The 22,012-nt window shown below is 67.8% G+C and carries 17 protein-coding genes; 1 reads left to right on the top strand and 16 read right to left on the bottom strand.

The window, feature by feature from the left end; genetic code table 11:
* Window positions 1-278: 278 nt before the first annotated feature.
* The 5 genes from HOP52_RS19625 to rho all read right to left on the bottom strand — a co-directional run bounded on the left by HOP52_RS19625 (window position 279) and on the right by rho (window position 5,094).
* Window positions 279-410: a hypothetical protein gene (locus HOP52_RS19625; RefSeq protein ID WP_275298172.1), complete on the bottom strand. Its 132-nt coding sequence runs from the start codon at window positions 408-410 to the stop codon at window positions 279-281.
* A gap of 41 nt (window positions 411-451) precedes the next feature.
* Window positions 452-1,165 (bottom strand): dihydromonapterin reductase, encoded by a 714-nt coding sequence (gene folM, locus HOP52_RS11365; RefSeq protein ID WP_238977501.1) that lies wholly within the window; start codon window positions 1,163-1,165, stop codon window positions 452-454.
* The gene (locus HOP52_RS11360; RefSeq protein ID WP_238977500.1) at window positions 1,162-1,941 is read right to left on the bottom strand and encodes an NAD(P)H-flavin reductase; all 780 of its coding nucleotides are present in this window, start codon (window positions 1,939-1,941) and stop codon (window positions 1,162-1,164) included. Before HOP52_RS11360 ends, folM begins: the two co-directional genes overlap by 4 nt.
* A gap of 15 nt (window positions 1,942-1,956) precedes the next feature.
* The gene (gene ubiD / locus HOP52_RS11355; RefSeq protein ID WP_238977499.1) at window positions 1,957-3,438 is read right to left on the bottom strand and encodes a 4-hydroxy-3-polyprenylbenzoate decarboxylase; all 1,482 of its coding nucleotides are present in this window, start codon (window positions 3,436-3,438) and stop codon (window positions 1,957-1,959) included.
* Window positions 3,439-3,834: 396 nt separating this feature from the next.
* Window positions 3,835-5,094: a transcription termination factor Rho gene (gene rho / locus HOP52_RS11350; RefSeq protein WP_238977498.1), complete on the bottom strand. Its 1,260-nt coding sequence runs from the start codon at window positions 5,092-5,094 to the stop codon at window positions 3,835-3,837.
* A 436-nt stretch (window positions 5,095-5,530) separates the two neighbouring features.
* Here rho and ppx point away from each other — a divergent pair, with 436 nt between their 5' ends.
* Complete coding sequence (gene ppx, locus HOP52_RS11345; RefSeq protein WP_238977497.1) at window positions 5,531-7,042, top strand: exopolyphosphatase; 1,512 nt, start codon at window positions 5,531-5,533, stop codon at window positions 7,040-7,042.
* On the opposite strand, the gene tilS is transcribed toward ppx, so the two are convergent.
* The 11 genes from tilS to rseP all read right to left on the bottom strand — a co-directional run bounded on the left by tilS (window position 7,023) and on the right by rseP (window position 21,976).
* A complete protein-coding gene (tilS, locus tag HOP52_RS11340) occupies window positions 7,023-8,312 on the bottom strand; it encodes a tRNA lysidine(34) synthetase TilS (RefSeq protein WP_238977496.1) in 1,290 nt (429 codons plus the stop codon). The two genes, ppx and tilS, sit on opposite strands and share 20 nt — an antisense overlap.
* A 140-nt stretch (window positions 8,313-8,452) precedes the next feature.
* Entirely contained in the window at window positions 8,453-9,406 is a 954-nt protein-coding gene (gene accA, locus HOP52_RS11335; protein ID WP_238977495.1) for an acetyl-CoA carboxylase carboxyl transferase subunit alpha, read from the bottom strand.
* Window positions 9,407-9,797: 391 nt separating this feature from the next.
* Window positions 9,798-13,301 (bottom strand): DNA polymerase III subunit alpha, encoded by a 3,504-nt coding sequence (dnaE, locus tag HOP52_RS11330; RefSeq protein WP_238977494.1) that lies wholly within the window; start codon window positions 13,299-13,301, stop codon window positions 9,798-9,800.
* A 23-nt stretch (window positions 13,302-13,324) separates the two neighbouring features.
* Window positions 13,325-13,951: a ribonuclease HII gene (rnhB, locus tag HOP52_RS11325; protein ID WP_238977493.1), complete on the bottom strand. Its 627-nt coding sequence runs from the start codon at window positions 13,949-13,951 to the stop codon at window positions 13,325-13,327.
* Window positions 13,948-15,171, bottom strand: coding sequence for a lipid-A-disaccharide synthase (gene lpxB, locus HOP52_RS11320; protein ID WP_238977492.1), 1,224 nt, complete (start codon window positions 15,169-15,171; stop codon window positions 13,948-13,950). Before lpxB ends, rnhB begins: the two co-directional genes overlap by 4 nt.
* A 3-nt stretch (window positions 15,172-15,174) precedes the next feature.
* Complete coding sequence (gene lpxA / locus HOP52_RS11315) at window positions 15,175-15,942, bottom strand: acyl-ACP--UDP-N-acetylglucosamine O-acyltransferase (protein WP_238977491.1); 768 nt, start codon at window positions 15,940-15,942, stop codon at window positions 15,175-15,177.
* Window positions 15,939-16,382, bottom strand: coding sequence for a 3-hydroxyacyl-ACP dehydratase FabZ (gene fabZ, locus HOP52_RS11310; RefSeq protein WP_238977490.1), 444 nt, complete (start codon window positions 16,380-16,382; stop codon window positions 15,939-15,941). The genes lpxA and fabZ overlap by 4 nt, the downstream gene beginning before the upstream one ends.
* A 148-nt stretch (window positions 16,383-16,530) precedes the next feature.
* A complete protein-coding gene (lpxD, locus tag HOP52_RS11305) occupies window positions 16,531-17,571 on the bottom strand; it encodes a UDP-3-O-(3-hydroxymyristoyl)glucosamine N-acyltransferase (protein WP_238977489.1) in 1,041 nt (346 codons plus the stop codon).
* A gap of 47 nt (window positions 17,572-17,618) precedes the next feature.
* Window positions 17,619-18,119: an OmpH/Skp family outer membrane protein gene (locus HOP52_RS11300; RefSeq protein WP_238977488.1), complete on the bottom strand. Its 501-nt coding sequence runs from the start codon at window positions 18,117-18,119 to the stop codon at window positions 17,619-17,621.
* Window positions 18,120-18,145: 26 nt separating this feature from the next.
* Window positions 18,146-20,488 (bottom strand): outer membrane protein assembly factor BamA, encoded by a 2,343-nt coding sequence (gene bamA / locus HOP52_RS11295; RefSeq protein WP_238977487.1) that lies wholly within the window; start codon window positions 20,486-20,488, stop codon window positions 18,146-18,148.
* 129 nt (window positions 20,489-20,617) lie between these two features.
* Window positions 20,618-21,976 carry an RIP metalloprotease RseP gene (gene rseP / locus HOP52_RS11290; RefSeq protein ID WP_238977486.1) on the bottom strand — a complete coding sequence of 453 codons (1,359 nt, stop codon included), beginning with the start codon at window positions 21,974-21,976 and terminating at the stop codon, window positions 20,618-20,620.
* Window positions 21,977-22,012 lie beyond the last annotated feature (36 nt).

Here is a 22,012-nt window from a genome sequence, read left to right as displayed (position 1 = left end):
ACCGGGGGTTTCAGGGTGGAGGCAACCCGGCTGGGTGTGCCTTCGCGGCGAGGTCCTCGTTCAGGACCCGGCCGCCGGCACACCGGTGCTAAACCAATACCAATACGGACCGGCAACGCGATCGGCGCTGCCGGCCAGTGCGACGCCACCCGCTGTACACGCCTGGATCATCGCCGGAAGGGGGCGATGCACAGGGCGCTGACAACAGGGGGTCGAGGTCATGGGTGTCTCCAATGTCATGAGCTTATCCTGCCGGCTCGGGCACAGCTTGGCAAGTCTCAGTTGCCCAGCACCTTGACGATACCCACGACCAGGGGCAGACAGGCCAGCCCCACGGTCACCACCAGCCCCAACACCAGTGACAGCAGGCCGCTGTCGTCGTGGTACGGCTTGTTGCTCTGTTCTGCCATGTCACTCTCCTCGCTGTCACGACACATCGGTGCCGCTCATTCTAAACGAGATGCCGCCCTCCATCGACCGGCAGGGTGACGCCGGTGACGTAGCGGTTGTCGAGCAGGTAGCGCAGGCTCTGGTAGATCACCCCGGGGCCGGGGATCATGCGCATCGCCGATTTGGCGCGGGCCTTCTCGGCGTAAGCCTCATCGTCACCCTCATTGAGCATGATCATGGCCGGGGCGATGGCGTTGACCTGGATGTCCGGCGCGTACATCGCCGCGAAGGAGAGGGTCAGGTTGTCCAGCCCCGCCTTGGTGGCAGCGTAGGCGGCATGCTTCCGGGAGCCCTTGCGCACCACGTAGTCGGTCAGGTGCACGATATCGCGCTGGGGCTCGCCGCAGGCGTCGAGCAGCTCGCGACACTGCAGGTTGATCAGGTAGGGCGCCAGCATATGGATGCGAAACAGCCGCTCGAAGTTGCTGCCGGCCTGGGGGCCGGTGACATCCGGCGCCCAGTCGCTGGCGTTATGCACGATCGCCCGAAGCGAGCCCGTCTCGGCCTTCAGACGCGCGATAAAGTCGAGGATCCCCGCCTCGGTGGAGAAATCCGCCGGCAGCGTCACGATGCCCCGCTCGCGCAGCGCGTCCAGTTCCGGCCGCTCGCGGCGATAGCTGATGATCACCGGATGATCATCATCGCGCAGGCGCTCGGCGCAGTGGCGCCCGAGCCGCTGGGCCCCACCGGTAATGAGGATCGGCGAGCCGCTCACGAGCGGCTCTCCCGGCGCAGGCTGCCCACGGTCGGCACCAGCGGGGTGCGTGGCGCATAGGCGAAGACGTCCGAGAACACCCGGGACGGCGAGAGCGCAAGCGACGCCAGCACGTCGACACAGGCGTAGACCATGCCCGGCGAGCCGGACAGGTAGACGTCGCAGCCGCTGACGTCCTCGAGCCCGGCGGCCAGCGCCTGATCGATGCGTCCGCGGTGGTAGCTGACCCGCTCGCCGGTGACCGGCGGCTCCGGCACCACTTCGGTGACCACATGGAAATGAAAGGCCGGGTGGGCCGCCGCCCACTCCCGGGGGAGACTTTCCAGATAGAGGTCGCGGCGTTCGCGGGCGGCCCACCACAGCGCGATGGGGCGCTCGGGCGCCTCGTGCAGGGAGGCCTCGATGATCGCCTTCATCTGGGCGAAACCGGTGCCCGCCGCGATCAACAGCAGCGGCCGCCGGCTGTCGCTGTCGAGCACGCAGTCGCCGCCGGGCAGGCGCAGCGTCAGGTGATGGGCCTCCTTGACCAGGTCGCGCATCCGCTCGGAATTTTCGCGCTGCGGCCAGTGCTGGATATGCAGCTCCAGGCTGCCGTCGCCGTCATAGGCGTTGGCGATGGAGAACGGCACCCAGGTGTCGTCGTCCAGGGCAAGCTCCAGATACTGGCCCGGGGCATGGACCATGGCTTCCGTGCGGCCCTCGAGCCTCACGCGGAACACATCGGGGGTCAGATCCTCCACTACCGTTACCTGGCAGGTCAGGGTCCTTGGCGTCATGCATGCCTCTTGTCGTCAGGGGGTGGGGGGCAAGTCGATACCCAGCTCGTTCCAGCGCTCGCTGACACGGGCCTTGACGGCCTCGTCCATGACGATGGGCGTGCCCCATTCTCGGTCAGTCTCGCCTTGCCACTTGGCGGTAGCGTCCAGGCCCATCTTGGACCCCAGCCCCGCCACCGGCGAGGCGAAGTCCAGATAGTCGATGGGCGTATTCTCGACCATCACAGTGTCCCGGGCCGGGTCCATGCGGGTGGTGATGGCCCAGATCACGTCCTTCCAGTCGCGGGCATCGACGTCGTCGTCGAGCACCACCACGAACTTGGTGTACATGAACTGGCGCAGGAAGCTCCATACGCCCATCATCACCCGCTTGGCGTGGCCCGGGTACTGCTTCTTCATGGTCACTACCGCCATGCGGTAGGAGCAGCCCTCCGGGGGCAGGTAGAAGTCGACGATCTCGGGAAACTGCTTGCGCAGGATCGGCACGAACACCTCGTTGAGCGCCACGCCGAGTATCGCCGGCTCATCGGGCGGCCGCCCGGTGTAGGTCGAGTGGTAGATGGCGTCGCGCCGCTGGGTCAGGCGTGTCACCGTGAACACCGGGAAGTGGTCGACCTCGTTATAGTAGCCGGTGTGGTCGCCGTAGGGGCCTTCCGGCGCCATGTCGTCCGGGTAGATAAAGCCTTCCAGAATGATCTCGGCCGAGGCCGGCACCTCGAGGTCGGCATGGCCGCACTTGACCAGCTCGGTGCGCGAGCCTCGCAAGAGTCCGGCGAAGGCGTACTCGGAGAGCGAGTCGGGCACCGGCGTCACCGCGCCAAGGATCGTCGCCGGATCGGCCCCCAGGGCCACTGCCACCGGGAAGGGTTCGCCGGGATTGGTCTGCTGCCACTCCTGGAAATCCAGCGCCCCGCCGCGGTGGGACAGCCAGCGCATGATCAGCCGGTTCTTGCCGAGCTTCTGCTGGCGGTAGATCCCCAGGTTCTGGCGCTTCTTGTGGGGGCCGCGGGTGACCACCAGCGGCCAGGTGACCAGCGGCGCGGCGTCGCCGGGCCAGCAGTGCTGGATCGGCAGCCGGTCCAGATCGACCTCGTCGCCCTCATAGACCAGCTGCTGCACCGGCGCCGAGCGCACCGTCTTGGGGCCCATGCTCATGACTTGCTTGAAGATCGGCAGCTTGTCCCAGGCGTCGCGAAAGCCCTTGGGCGGGTCGGGCTCCTTGAGGAAGGCGAGCAGCTTGCCCACCTCGCGCAGCGCCTCGACGCTGTCCTGGCCCATGCCCATGGCCACCCGCTTCGGGGTACCGAACAGGTTGCCGAGCAGCGGCATGTCGTGGCCCTTGACGTTCTCGAACAGCAGCGCCGGGCCGCCGGCCCGCAGGGTACGGTCGCAGATCTCGGTGATCTCGAGGTAGGGGTCCACCTCAGCCGTCACGCGTATCAGCTCGCCCTGGGCCTCCAGGGCCGCGATAAAATCACGCAGGTCCTTGTATTTCATGAACCAATCCTATCCCGTTTCCCGAACGACGAAAGGGGCAGCATAGCATGCCGCCCCTTTCTCTCGCTGCCGACCAAGCCGCAAGCTGGCCGGCTAGCTCATCCTGACCCGCGGCTACTCCGTCGACAGGCGCCGGACCGTCGAGGAGGCGCTGTGAACCCATCCCTGGGCGCTACTTTTGCCATCCATGGCAAAAGACCTCCTCTTCGACCTGTCCCCGGCGCCGCTCGCCTTGATCTAGCAACCAAAGCGTTGAGAGCTGGCCGTTGCGAGCGAAGACGAGACAAGGCGGAAAACAGCGAAAGCGCGGAGTTTACTTTAGTAAATGAGCAGCTTGACCGGGCTGGCGTACCAGCTGTTTTCCAACGCAGTATCGTCGAGCGCAGCAGGCCAGAATCAACGTCTTTTCATGGCCTCGAAGAACTCAAGGTTAGTCTTAGTGTCTTTCAGCCGGTCGATCAGGAACTCGGTGGCCGCGGTGTCATCCATGGGATTGAGCAGCTTGCGCAGGATCCACATGCGCTGCATCTCGTCCTCGGAGGCGATCAGGTCCTCGCGGCGGGTGCCGGAGCGGCGAATGTTGATCGCCGGGTAGACGCGGCGCTCGGCCAGCTTGCGGTCCAGGTGGGCCTCCATGTTGCCGGTGCCCTTGAACTCCTCGAAGATCACCTCGTCCATCTTGGAGCCGGTGTCCACCAGCGCCGTGGCGATGATGGTCAGGCTGCCGCCCTCCTCGATGTTGCGCGCCGCGCCGAAGAAGCGCTTGGGCTTCTCGAGGGCATGGGCGTCGACACCGCCGGTGAGCACCTTGCCAGAGCTCGGCACCACGGTGTTGTAGGCCCGCGCCAGGCGGGTGATGGAGTCGAGCAGGATCACCACGTCTTTCTTGTGCTCGACCAGGCGCTTGGCCTTCTCGATGACCATCTCGGCGACCTGCACGTGGCGGGCCGGCGGCTCGTCGAAGGTGGAGGCCACCACCTCGCCGCGCACCGTGCGCGACATCTCGGTCACTTCCTCCGGGCGCTCGTCGATCAGCAGCACGATCAGGTGGCACTCGGGGTTGTTGCGGGTGATGGAGGTCGCGATGTTCTGCAGCATCAGCGTCTTGCCCGCCTTGGGCGGGGAGACCAGCAGGCCGCGCTGGCCCTTGCCGATGGGCGCGGTCAGATCGATGATGCGCGCGGTGAGATCCTCGGTGGAGCCGTTACCGATCTCCATGCGCAGCCGCTCCTGGGGGAACAGCGGCGTGAGGTTCTCGAAGAGGATCTTGTGCTTGGCGTTTTCCGGCTTGTCGAAGTTGATCTGGCTGACCTTGAGCAGCGCGAAATAGCGCTCCCCTTCCTTCGGCGGGCGAATCTTGCCGGAAATGGTGTCGCCCTTGCGCAGGTTGAAGCGTCGGATCTGCGACGGCGAGACATAGATGTCATCGGGCCCGGCCAGGTAGGAGCTGTCGGCGCTGCGCAGGAAGCCGAAACCGTCCTGGAGGATCTCCAGCACCCCATCGCCATAGATATCCTCGCCGCTCTTGGCGTGCTTCTTGAGGATGGCGAAGATGATGTCCTGCTTCCGCGAGCGGGCCAGGTTGTCGATGCCCATCTCGCGGGCAGTCTCCAGAAGTTCCGGAACGGGCTTTTGCTTGAGTTCGGTAAGATTCATCGGTGTGTTCAGAAGTTGCTCATGGAAGCCGGGCGGCCAGGCGCCGTGACAAGACAGGAGGCGAAGCGATAACGCCGCGTGGATGCGTTCAGAGCCCGGACAGGCTGCCACTCGTCATGTTGTATCGTATGGCTATGGACTGGCTACCGCACCTTGAGGGTAGCCGGGCCGATATCGGAAGCGAGGGAGCAGGTTCGTTTTCGCCTGATCAGCGGGTCCGGGCCAACGGGCCGGGAGCGCAGGCTGATGCAGTGGGCTGTCTGACGACTTGGAACTGACCGCGACGGGGTCGCCGTAAAACGGTCGGAAAGCATTCGGAACAGGCGAACGCCTCGATACTAGTCAAGGGCGGCCCCGAACGCAACCCCATCGGCGCGCAATTGACACGACCGGGTCGGCATCGCACCCTTTGCCCATCGCCGCTCAGGACACCACGATGATGCCTCCCAAGGACCGGACCCCCTCCCCTGCGCCACCCCGTCGGCTGGCGGCCATCGATCTGGGGTCCAACAGTTTCCATCTGCTGGTGGCCAACTATCAGGACGACCGCCTGCAGGTGGTCGCTCGCCTCGGAGAGAAGGTCCAGCTGGCCGCCGGCCTCGATGACGATGGCAGGCTCAGCGAGGCCGCCATGCGCCGCGCGCTGGACTGCCTGGCCCGCTTCGCCCCCTTTCTCGACGACCTTCCCCCTGGCCAGCTACGGGTGGTGGGCACCAATGCCCTGCGCGACGCCGCCAACAGCCAGGCCTTCATCGAGCGTGCCGAGGCGCTGCTGGGCAGCCGCATCGAGGTCATCGCCGGACGCGAAGAGGCGCGCCTGATCTATCTGGGCGCGGCCCACTCGCTGGTCGAGAACGGCCGACGGCTGATCGTCGACATCGGCGGCGGCTCCACCGAGTTCATCATCGGCGAGCGCTTCGAGCCGCTGGCGCTGGAGAGCCTGCGCATGGGCTGCGTCACCTTCAGCCGCCGCTTCTTCGCAGACGGCGAGATCACCGAGAAACGCATGCGCAAGGCGGAGCTCGCCGCGCTCTCGGAGCTGGCCAATATCTGCAGGCCGTATCGCCGGCTGGGCTGGGACGACCCGGTCGGCGCCAGCGGCACCGTCAAGGCCGCCGCCGCGGTGATCCATGCCGCCGAGGCCTCCCCGGAGGGCGTCATCACCCGAGCGGGCCTCTTTGCACTGCGCCAGCGACTGATCGACTGCCAGCGACTCGACCGCATCGCCCTGGAGGGGCTCAAGGCCGATCGCGCGCGAGTCTTCCCCGCCGGCGTGGCGATCCTCTGCGCCGTCTTCGAAGCCTTCGAGCTCGACTCCATGCGCTATGCCGACGGCGCGCTGCGCGAAGGGGTGCTCTACGACCTGGTCGGTCGCAATAGCCCCGAGGATTCGCGACTCAAGACGCTGGCCGGGCTGGAGCGTCGCTACGCGGTGGATGGTCGCCAGGCCGATCATGTGGCCGCCACGGCCCTGGCCCTGCTGGAGCAGGTCCAGGGCAGCTGGGCGCTGGATGAGGAGCAGGCGCGCTTTCTGGAGTGGGCCGGCCGCCTCCATGAATGCGGCCTGGCCGTTTCCCACAGCCAGTTCCACCGTCACGGCGGCTATCTGCTGGAGCACTCGGACCTGGCCGGCTTCTCGCGCCCCGAGCAGCGCCTGCTGGCCTTCCTGGTTCGCGCCCACCGCCGCAAGTTCCCGCTCAAGGAGTGGCGCGCCCTCCCGGAAGCGGAGCAGCGCTCCCACGCCCGACTGGCCCGGCTGCTGCGCCTGGCGGTGCTTTTCAATCACGCCCGGTCGGAGAGTGTGCCCGCGGCACCCGCTATCGAGGCCGACGGCGAGACGCTGCGGCTGCGCCTTACCGCCGACCATGACCACCCGCTGCTGCTCAACGACCTGGAGCAGGAGGCCGACTATCAGCGCGCCGCCGGCTTCACCCTGACGCTGGGCTAGCCCGCCACCCCTCCGCCACCAGCAGCCAGGTCCCGCCTGCCGGCGCCAGCGCCGCCACCACGGTATCCCCCTCCCAGACCACCAGCAGCCGCTCGCGCTCCCAGGGCGGCACCCCGGCCTCCTGCAGCAGTCGCTTGAGGTCGCGGCGGCCGCGCCCGGGCAGTCGCAGCTGTTCCCCGCCGCGCCGTCGGGTGACACGCAGCCGGGGCGGGTCGACCCGCTCCCGCTCTGGCACCAGGGAGATGGCTACCTGCCCCGCGGGGGTGGCGAGGGGCGCCCGACCGCTCCACCCGCCATCCCACTCATCGGGCAGGGGGGGCGGCGGCGACAGCAGATAGAGCCGCCGGCGCCACACCCGCGCCTCGGCGCCAGGCCAGGCGACCCGCACCTGGGCGTCCGGCGGCGCGGCCAGCTGCGCCAGCAGCGTCTCCAGTCGCGCCCGGGGAGGCAGTGGCAGGCCGAGCCGCGCGCAGCAGCGGCGCACCAGCAGACGCTGACGGGCAAGCGACAGCTCGCCCAGCCGATCGGCGGGCAGCCGGCCTACCTCGCCGCCCAGCCGGTCCAGGTCCTGGTCGGCCAGTTCGGCCAGCAGGGTATCGGCGTCGCCGCACAGCGTCGCGGCGCTGGCCAGGGCCTCGCCGGCATGGGGCCAGCGGGTCTCGAGCAGCGGCAGCACCCGACGGCGCAGGAAGTTGCGATCGAGTGCCTCGTCGGCGTTGGAGGGGTCGTCGACCCAGACCAGCCCCTGCCGCGCGGCCGCGGCCTCCAGCTCGGCCCGGGACACGCCCAGCAGCGGTCGCGCCAGATGCCGAGCCTGCCAGGCCCGGGTCAGCGGCATGCCGGCGAGGCCCCGTACCCCGCTGCCACGCAGGGCGGCGAGCAGGAAGGTCTCGGCCTGATCGTTACGGTGCTGGGCCAGCCACAGAGTCTCGCCGGGGGCGACGCGGCGAGCGAAGGCGGCGTAGCGCGCCTCCCGGGCCGCGCCCTCCAGCCCCTGACCCGCGGCCAGCTCGACCGCGACCCGTTCGACGAACAGCGGCACGCCGAGCCGCGACGCCACGCGACGGCAGTGGGCCTCGAAATCGGCGGCGGCGGCCTGCAGGCCGTGGTGCACGTGCAGCGCATGCAGCGGACGCGGGTGGCGCCGGCAGGCCTCGGCGGCCAGGGTGAGCAGCAGCGTGGAGTCGAGCCCGCCGGAGAACGCCACCCAGACACAACGCCCCGGCGGGGTCTGGGCCAGGGCGCGATCAACTGATGATTGAAGGGACATTGAGAACCCTCCAGACTAGCGGGGCCGCTTCGAGCGAAGGTCAGACAAGGCAAAAATCGGCGAAAGAGCGGAGTTTACTTTAGTAAATGAGCATCTTAAGCCGATTTTTAACGCCGTATGGCCGAGCGCAGAAAGGCCCGTTAAACAGGGGCGCCGTAGCTCATCAGCCGCTCATACCGGCGTTCCAGCAGCGCCTCGGTATCCATGGCCTCGAGGCGCTCGAGGCTGCCCAGCAGGGCTTCCTTGACGCGCTCGGCGGTGGTTTCCGGATGGCGGTGGGCACCGCCCAGCGGCTCCTCGATCAGGGTATCGACGAAGCCCAGCTCCCGGAGGCGCTCGGCGGTGATGCCCATGGCCTGGGCGGCGTCGGCGGCCTTCTCGGCACTCTTCCAGAGGATCGAGGCGCAGCCCTCCGGGGAGATCACCGCATAGGTGGAGTACTGCAGCATGGCCAGCTCGTCGCAGACGCCGATGGCCAGCGCCCCGCCGGAGCCGCCCTCGCCCACCACGGTGGCGAGAATGGGGGTCTTGAGTCGCGACATGACGGCGAGGTTGTAGGCGATGGCCTCGGACTGGCCGCGCTCCTCGGCGTCGATGCCCGGATAGGCCCCCGGGGTGTCGATGAAGGTCAGCACCGGCATCTTGAAGCGCTCGGCCATCTCCATCAGCCGGCAGGCCTTGCGGTAGCCCTCGGGGCGGGGCATGCCGAAGTTGCGGCGCACCTTCTCCTTGACCTCGCGGCCCTTCTGATGGCCGATGACCATCACCGGCCTGTCGTCGAGGCGCGCCACGCCGCCGACGATGGCGGCATCGTCGGCAAAGCGCCGGTCGCCGTGCAGTTCGTCGAAGTCGGTGAAGATGTGCTCGAGGTAGTCGAGGGTGTAGGGGCGCTGCGGGTGACGCGAGAGCTGCGACACCTGCCAGGCGCTGAGGTCCTTGAAGATCGATTCGGTGAGCTTGCGGCTCTTCTCCTCGAGCCGGCTGATCTCGTCGCTGAGGTTGAGCTGGCTGTCGTTGCCGACCAGGCGCAGCTCCTCAATCTTGGCTTGGAGCTCGGCGATGGGCTGTTCGAAATCGAGATAGTTGGGATTCATTGGCTGGCGGCCTTGTGGTGTTTCACCGCCCGGCCCCTAACGGGCCAGCGGCACGAAGAATGGAAGTGGCAGGCATTATCGCACCCTCAACGTGGCGCGCAAGGCGGCGCACGGCAGGGGATAGGGCTATCGCAGATAGAAATATCGCTCGAGACTGTTCCGGCGACAGGCCTTCGAGGGGGCGCTATGAATACGTCCCTGTACGCTACCTCGGCCCTGCGGCGCTCTCGCGTCCTGCTCCGCTTGCAGGTCCAGTGCTGGCCGTCCATGGCCAGCCCGTTCGGAGGAATCCTCCTCACCCCTGGTCCTCGGACCCCCTCCCGACCTGTCGCCGGCGCCTCTCGCTGGTATGATGTCAGCGTCTCGATCAGCCCCAGCTCCAGCGTCATGCTCAGCGGTATTTCAAACGCACCCCGTCCTGCCCCTGCACCTCGCGCAGGCCGATCAGCAGCTCGTCGCTGGGCGAGACCTTCCACTCGCCGTCCAGCTCCAGCCAGCCGGCGGCCTCGGCGTTGCGGTAGCGCAGCCTCACCGGCAGCCCTTCACCGTTGCGGTGGGGGGCGAGACTCTCGCGCAGGCTCTCCACCAACCGGCCGTTGACCCGGGCGCCGTCGAGCGACAGCTCCACCGCCTCGCCGTAGCGGGTCCGAGCCGCCACCATGGGAGTGACCTCCTTGCCGCGCAGGCGCAGCCCGCCCGAGTAGTCGTCGCTGGAGACCTCACCCTCGACGATCAGCACCTGGTCGGTCTCCAGCTGGGTACGCACGCTATCGAACAGCTCGCCGAACAGCGACGCCTCGATGCGCCCGGTCCGGTCGTCCAGGGTGATGAAGGCCATGGTATCGCCGCGCTTGGACTTCATGGTGCGAAGCCCCACCACCAGACCGGCGATGCGCTGCGGCTCCCGGGATGGCTTGAGGTCGGCGATGCGCGTGGAGACGAAGCGTGAGAGCTCACCCTCGTACTCATCGATGGGGTGGCCGGTGAGATAGAGCCCCAGGGTCTCCTTCTCGCCGGCCAGGCGCTCCTTGTCGCTCCACTCGCGCCCCCCCAGGTACGCCGCGTAGGCGTCGCTCTCGTCCGCCTCGTCGGCGAAGGCCTCGCCGAACATGTCCATCATGCCCAGGTTCTGGTTGGTTTGAGTCTGGGCGGCGGCCTTGAGGGCGTCGTCCAGCGCCGCGGCCAGCACCGACCGGTTGGGGCCGAGGCTGTCCAGGGCCCCGGAGCGGATCAGCGCCTCGAGGGTGCGCTTGTTCATGCGCTTGGGATCGACCCGGCGGCAGAAGTCGAACAGGTCCTTGAACGGCCCCTCGGCCTCGCGCGCCTCAACGATGGCGCCGATGGGGCCCTCGCCCACCCCGCGGATGGCGCCGAGGCCGTAGACCACGCGCCCCTCGATATCCACGGTGAACTTGTAGCCGCCCACGTTGACGTCCGGCGGTGTCACGGTGAGCCCCAGGTTGCGACACTCCTCGATCAGCGGCACTACCTTGTCGAGGTTGTCCATCTCGGTGGAGATCACCGCCGCCATAAAGGGGCCGGGATAGTGCGCCTTGAGCCAGGCGGTCTGGTAGGAGACCAGGGCGTAGGCCGCCGAGTGGGACTTGTTGAAGCCGTAGCCGGCGAATTTCTCCACCAGGTCGAAGATGTTGCCCGCCAGATCCTTGTCGATGCCGTTGGCCGCGCACCCCTCCATGAAGCCGGCGCGCTGCTTGGCCATCTCCTCGGGTTTCTTCTTGCCCATGGCACGGCGCAGCATGTCGGCCTGGCCCAGGCTATAGCCCGCCATCACCTGGGCGATCTGCATCACCTGCTCCTGGTAGAGGATGATGCCGTAGGTGGGCTCGAGCACCGGCTTGAGCAGTTCGTGCTGGTAGTCCGGGTGCGGGTAGGAGATCTCGGCGCGGCCGTGCTTGCGGTTGATGAAGTCGTCCACCATGCCCGACTGCAGCGGCCCGGGGCGGAACAGCGCGACGAGGGCGATCATGTCGTCCAGGGAGTCGGGCAGCAGGCGCTTGATCAGCTCCTTCATGCCGCGGGATTCGAGCTGGAACACCGCGGTGGTCTCGGCACGCTTGAGCATCTCGAAGGTGGGCGCGTCGTCGAGCGGGATGGTGTCGATGTCCAGCGCCCCCTCGCCCGCCGCGGCGCGCACCTTGTCGACCATCTCCAGCGCCCAGTCGATGATGGTCAGGGTACGCAGGCCGAGGAAGTCGAACTTGACCAGGCCGGCCTCCTCGATGTCGTTCTTGTCGAACTGCACCACCAAGCCGTTGCCCTCTTCGTCGCAGAGCAGCGGCGAGAAGTCGGTAAGTTTGGTGGGGGCGATCACCACCCCGCCGGCGTGCTTGCCGGTGCCGCGGGTGATGCCTTCGAGCTTGACCGCCATCTCCCAGATCTCGGCGGCCTCGTCGTCGTTTTCGATGAACTCCTTGAGCGCCGGCTCCTGCTCGATGGCCTTGGCCAGCGTCATGCCCACCTCGAAGGGAATCAGCTTGGAGAGCTTGTCGCCCAGCGAGTAGGGGCGCCCCTGGGCGCGAGCCACGTCGCGCACCACCGCCTTGGCGGCCATGGTGCCGAAGGTAACGATCTGGGAGACGGCGTTGCGGCCATAGCGGTCGGCCACGTACTCGATGACCCGGTCGCGCTTCTCCATGCAGAAGTCGACGTCGAAGTCGGGCATCGAGACCCGCTCGGGATTCAGGAAGCGCTCGAACAGCAGATCGTAGCCGATGGGATCGAGGTCGGTGATCTTCTGGGCGTAGGCCACCAGCGAACCGGCGCCGGAGCCGCGTCCCGGCCCCACCGGGACGTCGTTGTCCTTGGCCCACTGGATGAAGTCCATCACGATCAGGAAGTAGCCGGGGAAGCCCATCTGAATGATGATGTCGAGCTCGAAGTCGAGCCGCTTGCGGTAGCGGGCGTCGATCTCGGCGTACTCACTGCCGTCGCGGGGGTAGCGCTCCGCCGGGAAGAGGAAGTCGAGGCGTTCGGTCAGGCCGTCGTGGGAGACCTTGCGGAAGAACTCGTCCTGGGTCATGCCCTCGGGGATCTCGAACTCCGGCAGGAAGATCTCGCCCAGGCGCACGTCGACGCTGCAGCGCGCGGCGATCATCACACTGTTCTCGAGCGCCTCGGGGATGTCGGCGAACAGCTCGGCCATCTCCTCGGGGCTCTTGAGATACTGCTCTTCGGTGTACTTGCGCTCGCGGCGTGGGTCGTCAAGCGCCTTGCCCTCGCCGATGGAAACCCGGGTCTCGTGGGCCCAGAAGTCGTCGCGCTCGAGAAAGCGCACGTCGTTGGTGGCCACCACCGGGGTCCCGGTCGCCACGGCCAGATCCACCGAGAGGTGCACGCACTCCTCCTCCAGCGGACGGCCGGTACGCGCCAGCTCCAGATAGAAGCGTCCCGGGAAGGCCGCGTTCCACTCCTCGAGCAGGGCGCGCGCCTCGTCGCGGTGGTCGCTGAGCAGGTGGCGGCCGACCTCGCCGTCGCGGCCGCCGGACAGCGCGATCAGCCCTTCGCTCTGGGCCAGCACCCAGGCGCGGTCGAGCACCGCCCGGCCCTGGCGCTGCCCCTCCACCCAGCCCCGCGAGATCAGCTCGGTGAGGTTGCGATAGCCGTCGCCGTTCATGGCCAGCAGGGTCAGCCGGTAGGGGTGCGCTTCGTCGTGGGGATTGGCGAGCCACAGGTCGCTGCCGATGATCGGCTTGAGCCCGGCTCCCTGGGCGGCCTTGTAGAACTTGACCAGGCCGAACAGGTTGGCCTCGTCGGTCACGGCCAGCGCCGGGGCGCCCTGCGCCACCGCCGTCTTGACCAGCGGCTTGAGGCGCACCAGGCCGTCGACCAGGGAGTATTCGGTGTGGACGCGAAGATGAACGAAGGGCGTGGTCATAGAGGGCTCGGGGGTTGGGTGATTCAGAACAGCGCCAGCTGGCGCTTGACCGGGCCGAAGGAGCGGCGATGCTCCGGCAGCGGCCCCAGGCGCTCCAGGGCGGCCAGGTGCTCGCGGGTCGGGTAGCCCTTGTGGCGGGCGAAGCCGTAGTCGGGATGGCGGGCGTCGAGCTCGACCATCTGGGCGTCCCGGGCCACCTTGGCCAGTATCGAGGCGGCGGCGATGGCCGGGTGGCGGGCATCCCCCTTGACCACCGCCTGCCCCGGGAGATGATGCCCGGGCAGGCGATTGCCGTCCACCAGCAAGTACTCGGCGGCGGGCGTCAAAGCGTCGATGGCGCGGCGCATGGCCAGGTGGGTGGCGTGGTAGATATTCAGTTCGTCGACCTCGGCGGCGCTCGCCTCGGCCACGGCGAAGGCCAGTGCCTGCTCGCGGATCGCCGCGTCCAGGCCCTCGCGGCGTTTCGCGGTCAGCGCCTTGGAGTCGCCGAGCCCTTCGATGGGGCGCGTCGGGTCGAGGATCACCGCCGCGGCCAGCACGCTGCCCACCAGCGGGCCGCGACCCACCTCGTCGACGCCGGCCAGTCGCTCGCCCGCGTAGTTCACCACCAGCGGCGGAAGCTCGCTTGCCGCTTTCGCGCCCCCCTTCATGGTGCCATCTCCCCGGCCCGCTCGGGGGCCACGCTGGCCGGCAGCGGCTGCCCCGTCACCAGGGCGTCGATGGCCTCCGCCGCACGGCGGCTGGCGTCGCGCTGTAGCCCCGCATGCATGCTGGCGAAACGGGCCTCCAGGGCGGCGCGCCCTTCGGCGTCGTCGAGCAGCGCACCGAGCCGGTCGGCGATGGCCTCGGGGGTGGCGGCATCCTGCACCAGCTCGGGCACCAGGGTCTCCCGGGCGATCAGGTTGGGCAGTGAGATCCACTCGGTCTTGACCAGCCGCTTGACCAGGGCGTGGCTCAAGGGGGCCATCTTGTACGCCACCAGCATCGGCCGATGGCAGAGCATGGCCTCCAGGGCGGCGGTGCCCGACGCGAGCAGCACGGCGTCGCTTGCCACCATCGCCTCGCGGGACTGTCCCTCGAGCAGGGTCACCCGCTCGGCCAGGGCGGGCCGGCGGGCCAGCAGCGCCTCGAGCTCACGGTGTCGGGCCGGGGTGGCGGCCGGGATGACGACCCGCAGCGCGGGACGCGCCGCGCACAGCCGCTCGGCCGCCGCGAGGAAGGTCTCGCCGAGAAAGCGGATCTCGTTGGCCCGGGAGCCGGGCAGCACGGCCAGCACCGTGGCCGGCCCCGGCAGGCCGAGGGCATCGCGGGCGGCGTTGCGCTCGCTCTGCAGCGGGAATTCGTCGGCGAGCGGGTGGCCGACGAAGGCCACCGGTACCCGATGGCGGGCGTAGAAGGCCGCCTCGAAGGGCAGGAAGGTGAGCATGGCATCCACGGACTTGGCGATGCCCTTGACCCGCCCCTGGCGCCAGGCCCAGACGGTGGGGCTGACGTAGTGGGCGGTGGTGATACCGGCCTGGCGCAGCTGCCGTTCAAGGCCGAGATTGAAGTCCGGGGCATCGATGCCGACCATGATGTGCGGCCGCCAGGCCAGCGCCTCGGCCTTGAGGGTGCGACGCACGCGGATCAGCTCGGGCAGGTGCTTGAGCACCTCCACCAGGCCCATGACCGAGAGGGTCTCCAGGGGAAAGCGGCTGTCGATGCCTTCGGCGATCATCTTGGGACCGCCGATGCCGCGAAAGACGGCGTCCGGGTAGCGCGCCTTGAGCGCGCGCATCAGGCCGGCGCCGAGGGTATCCCCGGACAGCTCGCCCGCGACCAGATAGACCCGCAGGGGCGTGTGGTTGTCGACCTTCTCGACGGCAGACATGGCCTAGCGCGTGATGCCGCGGGAGGAGACTTCGATGGAGGCGGCGAAGGCCTCGGTTTCCGCCAGGTCGAAGCGGGTACGGATCTCGCCCAGCGCCTGCTCCACGGTCAGCCCCTGTCGATAGACCAGCTTGTAGGACTCGCCCAGCGCCTTGATGGCGTCCTTGCTGAAGCCGCGCCGCTTCAGCCCCACCAAGTTGAGGCCGTGGGCACGGGCCGGGTTGCCATTGATCAGCACGTAGGCCGGGGTGTCCTTGGTGATGATGGAGCCGCCGCCGGCCATGGCATGCTCGCCGAAGTGGCAGAACTGATGGATGGCCGACAGCCCGCCGAGGATCACGAAATCGCCCAGCGTCACATGGCCGGCCAGGGTCACCTGGTTGGCCAGGATACAGTCGCTGCCGATGAGGCAATCGTGGCCCACGTGCACATAGGCCATGAAGAGGTTGCGCGAGCCGATGACCGTTTCGCCGCGGTCCTGGGCGGTGCCGCGATGCAGCGTCACCCCTTCGCGGATGACGTTGTCATCGCCCATCACCAGGCGGGTCGGCTCACCGGCATACTTCTTGTCCTGGCAGTCCTCGCCCACCGAGGCGAACTGAAAGATACGCGTGCGCGCCCCCAGTACGGTGGGTCCCTTGATCACTACGTGAGGGCCGATACGGCTACCGGGCCCGATCTCGACGTCGGGCCCGATCACCGTGAAGGGTCCAACCTCGACGTCATCGGCCAGGCGCGCCTTCGGGTCGACGATGGCAGTGGAGTGAATCAAGCGACCTTCCTCTCGGCACAGATGATGTCGGCCTCGCAGGCCAGCTCGCCGTCAACGGTAGCACGACAGGCGAATTTCCAGATGCCCCGCTTCTCACGCTCTACCCGCGCTTCCAGCTCGAGCCGATCGCCGGGCACCACCGGGCGCTTGAAGCGCACGTTATCGCTGCCCACCAGGTAGTAGACATAGCCGTCCGCCGGCAGCTTGTTGACGGTCTTGAAGCCCAGGATGCCGCAGACCTGGGCCAGCGCCTCGAGGACCAGCACGCCCGGCATGATCGGGTGGTGGGGAAAGTGCCCGTTAAAGAAGGGCTCATTGACGCTGACATTCTTGTAGCCAACGATGGCCTTGCCCAGCTCCAGCTCCGTGATCCGGTCCACCAGCAGGAAGGGGTAGCGGTGGGGCAGATAATCACGAATCTCGTTGATGTCCATTACCATCGTAGCGACCTCTGAAATATGGGGGGAACGCCTGCCACGGCGGTCGCACCGCGCGCACGGCTTCCCGAAGCTCCCGCCCGCGGCGGCCTCTGCGGCCGCTGATCAAACGGGAGGCGGGCCGGGGATTATAGCGCCCCCGGCGGGGGCCTCAACCCTGTGGGTCGCGCTTCTCGAGCCGCGCCAGGCGCCGGGCGATCTCGTCGAGCTGCTTGAAGCGCACGGCGTTCTTGCGCCACTGGGCGTTCTGCATGGCGCCGGTACCGGAGGAGTAGACGCCCGGTTCCTCGATCGAGTTGGTCACCAGGCTCATTCCGGTGACCTGCACCCGGTCGCAGATCGTCAGGTGGCCGGCCAGCCCCACACCGCCGCCGAGCATGCAGTAGCGCCCCACCCGGGTCGACCCGGCGATGCCGACGCAGCCGGCCAAGGCGCTGTGGTCGCCGATCTGCACGTTATGAGCGATCTGCACCTGGCTGTCGATCTTCACGTCGTTGCCGATCCGGGTATCCTCGAGGGCGCCGCGATCGATGCTGGAGCAGCTGCCGATCTCGACGTCATCCCCCATCACCACGCGCCCCAGCTGAGCGATCTTGTGCCAGCCGTCGCCATCATGGGCGAAGCCGAAGCCGTCCCCGCCGATCACGCAGCCGCTGTGCAGGATGGCCCGCTCGCCGATCACCACGCCGTGACAGACGGTGACGTTGGGATGCAGGCGCGACCCACGGCCAATGCGTGCGCCAGCCCCGATCACGCAGCCGGGGCCGACCACCACCCCATCGCCCAGCTCGACGCCCGCCTCGACCACCGCCAGCGGCCCCACCTCGACCGCCTCGCCCAGTCGCGCATCGTCGGCCACCACGGCCGAGGGGTGAATACCGCCCGGCGGCCGGCTGAGCAGCGGGTCGAACAGCCGCGACAGCTTGGCGTAGCCCAGGTAGGGGTTGTCGAGCTCAAGGCGGTCCACCGGGCACTGCGCCGCATGCTCGGGATGGAGCAGCACGGCGCCGGCGGCAGTCGCGGCGAGATCCTTGAGGTAGGTGGGATTGGTCAGAAAGGCGAGGCGATCCGGGCCGGCGTCTTTGAGCGTCGCCAGCCCGTTCAGGCGGCGACTCCCATCGCCGACCAGCCGGGCATCGAGGTGCTCGGCGAGCTCGGCGAGGGTGTAGGTCGGAGTGGATGGTTGGGTCATGGAAGCCTGGTCAAAGCGTTGGTGCGACGCCGCAGCGCCGCGCCGGATCAGTTGAGCGTGTTGAGGATCTCGGTCACTTCATCGGTCAGATCGGGGAGGTCGACGCTGGAGTGCAGTACTCCCTGGGGCTCGACCAGGACCTGGATACCGTGACGGGAGATGACCCGCTCCACGGCCTGTTCGAGCTTCGGCTCGGCCTCCTGCAGGAAGCCCTGCTCGGCGCGCATCTGCGCCTCCATGATCTGCTGGCGCAGCTGCTCGAAACGACTGCCCTTCTGCTGGAACTCCTGCATCAGCGCCTGCCGCTCGGCCTCGGGCAGGTCCCCCTGCTGCAGCCGCTGCTGCATCTGCGACAGCTCGCGGCCCAGCGACTCGGCCTCCTGCTGCTGGCCGCTGATCTGACTTTCCAGGCGGCTCATGGAGCGCTGGGCGGCATCCGAGGAGAGCAGCGCCTGGCGCCAGTCGAGTACCGCGACCTCGGCGGCCTGGGCCGTCAGCGTCACGGCCCCCAGTAGGGTGAAACACAATGCGGCGGTCAGCTTACGCATGATGGTGATTCCTCGTGGCGAGCGGGTCAGAAGGTCTGGCCCAGGGAGAACTGGAAGACCTGGGTATCGTCGCCGCTCTTGTCGTTGAGGGGCTCGGCGATGCTGAAGGTCAGCGGCCCCACCGGTGTCAGCCATGAGAGGCCTACCCCCATGCTGTAGCGCAGATTGCCCAGATCGACGCCGGACGAGCAGCGTGAGGGCGCATCCTCGGGCATGACGTCGTAGCAGCTGGTCAGGAAGGTGTTACCGGCATCCACGAAGAAGCCGGTCTGCAGTGAGCGCTGATCCTCGACGAAGGGCAGCGGGAAGAGCAGCTCGGCGCTGCCCTCGACCAGCACGTTGCCACCCAGGGTGCGATCACGACCCGCGCCACGGGGTGTGGTGCGCTGGCCCAGGGTGTTGGCGGTAAAGCCGCGCACCGACCCCAGCCCCCCGGCGAAGTAGTTTTCGTAGAACGGGTAGGGATCGCTGCCGATGCTGTCAGCATAGCCCAGGGTGGTGCCGAACTTCAGCGCCCAGGTCTGCTCCTCGTTGAGCGGGAAGAGCTGCTGGGCCCGCGCGCGCAGCTTGACGTAGTCGACGTCACTGCCTGGGACGGCCGTCTCCAGGGAGAGGCGCTGGTAGTTGCCGGCGGTGGGCATGATGCCGCGATTGAGGTTGTTGCGGGTCCAGCTGGCGGTGAGCTTGAGGCTCTGAGCGTCGCGTCCCTGGTCGTCGACATAGCGCACGATCTCGGAAGCCGTGTCTCGGAAGGTCTTGACCGTCAGGTCCTCGACAGTGGCGCCGAAGTTGAGTCGCGACAGCTCGCTGACCGGGTAGCCGAAGCTGATGCCCGCCCCGAAGGCATCGGTGGAGAAGGTCGAGATGTCGGAATCCTCGAAATCGGTCTCACGGTAGAAGAGGTTGTAGCCCCGCGAGATGCCGTCCAGGGTCCAGTAGGGGTCGGTGAAGCCGAAATTCAGGCTGGTGAAGGTGTCGCTGCGCTGGGCGCCGATATTGACCCGATTGCCGGTGCCCAGGAAGTTGTTCTGGGCCAGCGAGGCGCCGTAGATCACCCCGGCGCTCTGGGAGAAGCCGATGCTCGCCGAGATCGAGCCGGAGGGCTGCTCCTCGACGGTATAGGTGACGTCGAGCTTGTCCGGCTCGCCGGCCACCGGCTGGGTCTCCACGTCGACCTGGCGGAAGAAGCCCAGGCGATCCAGGCGCTGGCGCGACTGGCTGATCGCCTCGGTGGACGCCGGCGCCCCCTCCATCTGGATCATCTCGCGGCGCAGCACCTCGTCCTGAGTGGTGGTGTTGCCGACGAAATTGATGCGTCGTACATAAGCACGCTGCCCCGGATCGACCCGGAAGACCAGATCCACGGTGTCGGCGGAAGCGCCGGGCGACGGCACCCCCTCGACCCTGGCGAAGGCGAAGCCCTCCGCCCCCAACCGCCCACGCAGTGCCTCGGTGGAGGCGGTCACATCGCTACGCGAGAAGATCTGGCCGGACTCTACCTGCAGCAGCTCGCGGGCCTCCCGCGTGCCGATCTGCAGGTCGCCCTCGAAACGCACCTCGCCGAGGCGGAACTGCTCGCCCTCCTCGACGTTGATGGTGACGAAGATCTGCGACTTGTCGGGGCTGATCGAGACCTGGGTGGAGGTGATGGCAAAGTTGATATAGCCACGATCCAGATAGAAGGAGCGCAGCCGCTCGAGATCGCCAGCCAGCGCCTCGCGGGAGTACTCATCGCTGGAGAACCAGCCGAAGAAGCGTCCCGGGCGGTCGTTGAGCTCGAAGACATCGCGCAGCTCGTCGTCATCGAAGTGGCGGTTGCCGACCAGATTGATCTGGCGAATCTTGGCCACCTCCCCTTCGTTGATGTCGATCTCGACCTGCACCCGGCCCTCATCGATCTCGCGCACGCTGGTCTCGATGCGCGCACTGTAGCGCCCCTGAGCCTGGTAGACCCCCTCCAGCTCGCGCTGGATCTCCTCGAGGGTGGAGAGCTGCAGCACCTGGCCCTCGGCCAGGCCGGCCTCGCGCAGGCCCCGCCTGAGGTCGTCATCGGAGAGCTGGCGGTTGCCGCTGATGGTCAGCCGCGAGATGGTGGGGCGCTCGACCACCTGGATGATCAGCACATCGCCGTCACGGGCCAGCTGGATGTCATCGAACAGGCCGGTGGCGAAGAGGCTGCGCGCCGCCTCGGCCAGCTCGCGGTCGTCCACCCGGTCGCGGGTGCTGATTGGGAAGGCATTGAAGACCGAAGCAGGGGAAACCCGCTGCAGCCCCTCCACGCGAATGTCGGAAACTTCAAAGGGGTCGGCCAGCGCCGTCTGGGCACCGGCCAGCAGCAGTGCCGCCAATCCGAGGGTCTTGATATTCATGCAGTCGCTTCGCTCGCGTTGATACGCCCGCCTATCCAGACAGGCACCTTATACATTTGTGCGGGTGACTGACAAGGGCGGAGCCGGGCCCCACCTCCCTGTGTGCCCCCGGCCGGGGGAAGTCGCTCGCTACCAAAGCCGCATCAGATCGAAATACAGCGCCATCACCATCAGGGTGACGATCATCGCCAGGCCAATGCGCAGCCCTATCGCCTGGGTCCGCTCGGAGACCGGGCGGCCGCGGATCGCCTCGGCAAAGTAATAGAGCAGGTGGCCACCGTCGAGCACCGGGATCGGCAGCAGATTGAGCACCGCCAGGCTGATCGACAGGTAGGCCATGAAACTGACGAAGCTCTCCAGGCCGGTGCGCGCAGTATCGCCGGCCACCTGAGCGATGGTGATGGGTCCGGAGAGGTTGGACGGCGAGATAAGGCCGATCAGCATCTTGCGGATCGCGTCCAGCGTCAACACCGTCATCTCACCGGTGCGCGCCAGCGACTGCCCCACCGCGGCGACCGGGCCATAGCGGATCTCACGGCGATACTCTTCCGGCCACTCGACGGGCTCGACGCCCGCCCCCACGTAGCCGATGCTCACCCCCGTTTCCAGCGTCTGCTCGCCGGGCACCAGGGTCAGGTCGAGCCGTTCGTCACCGCGGGCCACCTCGAGGGCGAGGGTCTCGCCCGGACTCGCCCGCACCGCGCTGACGAAGCCCATCCAGTCGTCCACCGGCGAGCCGTTGACCGTCAGGATCTCGTCGCCCGGCTGCAGGCCCGCCCGAGCGGCAGCCTCGCCGTCCAGCACCTGCCCCAGCACGGCAGGGAAGGACGGCTGCCAGGGGGTGATGCCCAGGGTCTGCAGCGGCCGCGGCGGGTCCTGGCGCACCAGGTAGGCCTCCACCGGCAGCCGATATTCACGGGCGTCCGAGACGGCGTCGTCCCGGGCCCGCATGGTGAGTTCGCCGCTGGCGCCGATTGCGGCCACCAACTTGAGGTTGATGTCGTTCCAGGAGCGCACCGCATCGCCCTGAACGGCAACGATCTCCTGGCCGCTGCGCAGCCCGCTCTGCTCGGCCGGCGAACCCGAGGCGATATCGCCCACCACCGGCGCCACCGTGGTGGTGCCGACCACGAACAGCGCCCAGTAGGCGACGATGGCCAGCAGGAAGTTGGCCAGGGGGCCGGCGGCCACGATGGCGATGCGCTGCCAGACGCTCTTGCGATTGAAGGCCTGGTCCCGCAGCTCGGGGGGGACCGGCGCCTCGCGCTCGTCGAGCATCTTGACGTAGCCGCCCAGCGGGATGGCCGCCACGGCGAACTCGGTGCCGTGGCGGTCGACCCGCGACCACAGCGGCTTGCCGAAGCCCACCGAGAAGCGTAGCACCTTGACGCCGCAGCGCCGTGCCACCCAATAGTGGCCGTACTCGTGGAAGGTGATCAGCAGGCCCAGCACCACGATGACGGCCAGAATGTTCTGGATCAGGCCCAAGTCAGTCTCCTTGCAGATTGCGCACCAACGAAAATC

Source organism: Billgrantia campisalis (assembly GCF_022341425.1).
Classification (GTDB): domain Bacteria; phylum Pseudomonadota; class Gammaproteobacteria; order Pseudomonadales; family Halomonadaceae; genus Halomonas; species Halomonas campisalis.
The sequence above is the reverse complement of the archived record's forward strand: the minus strand, read 5'-3'. Positions and strand labels throughout refer to the sequence as shown.

Coding starts and splice junctions, on each gene's coding strand:
- HOP52_RS19625 (WP_275298172.1), bottom strand. CDS start 410: ATGGCAGAACAGAGCAACAAGCCGTACCACGACGACAGCGGCCTGCTG.
- HOP52_RS11360 (WP_238977500.1), bottom strand. CDS start 1,941: ATGACGCCAAGGACCCTGACCTGCCAGGTAACGGTAGTGGAGGATCTG.
- ubiD (WP_238977499.1), bottom strand. CDS start 3,438: ATGAAATACAAGGACCTGCGTGATTTTATCGCGGCCCTGGAGGCCCAG.
- rho (WP_238977498.1), bottom strand. CDS start 5,094: ATGAATCTTACCGAACTCAAGCAAAAGCCCGTTCCGGAACTTCTGGAG.
- ppx (WP_238977497.1), top strand. CDS start 5,531: ATGATGCCTCCCAAGGACCGGACCCCCTCCCCTGCGCCACCCCGTCGG.
- tilS (WP_238977496.1), bottom strand. CDS start 8,312: ATGTCCCTTCAATCATCAGTTGATCGCGCCCTGGCCCAGACCCCGCCG.
- accA (WP_238977495.1), bottom strand. CDS start 9,406: ATGAATCCCAACTATCTCGATTTCGAACAGCCCATCGCCGAGCTCCAA.
- dnaE (WP_238977494.1), bottom strand. CDS start 13,301: ATGACCACGCCCTTCGTTCATCTTCGCGTCCACACCGAATACTCCCTG.
- rnhB (WP_238977493.1), bottom strand. CDS start 13,951: ATGAAGGGGGGCGCGAAAGCGGCAAGCGAGCTTCCGCCGCTGGTGGTG.
- lpxB (WP_238977492.1), bottom strand. CDS start 15,171: ATGTCTGCCGTCGAGAAGGTCGACAACCACACGCCCCTGCGGGTCTAT.
- fabZ (WP_238977490.1), bottom strand. CDS start 16,382: ATGGTAATGGACATCAACGAGATTCGTGATTATCTGCCCCACCGCTAC.
- lpxD (WP_238977489.1), bottom strand. CDS start 17,571: ATGACCCAACCATCCACTCCGACCTACACCCTCGCCGAGCTCGCCGAG.
- HOP52_RS11300 (WP_238977488.1), bottom strand. CDS start 18,119: ATGCGTAAGCTGACCGCCGCATTGTGTTTCACCCTACTGGGGGCCGTG.
- bamA (WP_238977487.1), bottom strand. CDS start 20,488: ATGAATATCAAGACCCTCGGATTGGCGGCACTGCTGCTGGCCGGTGCC.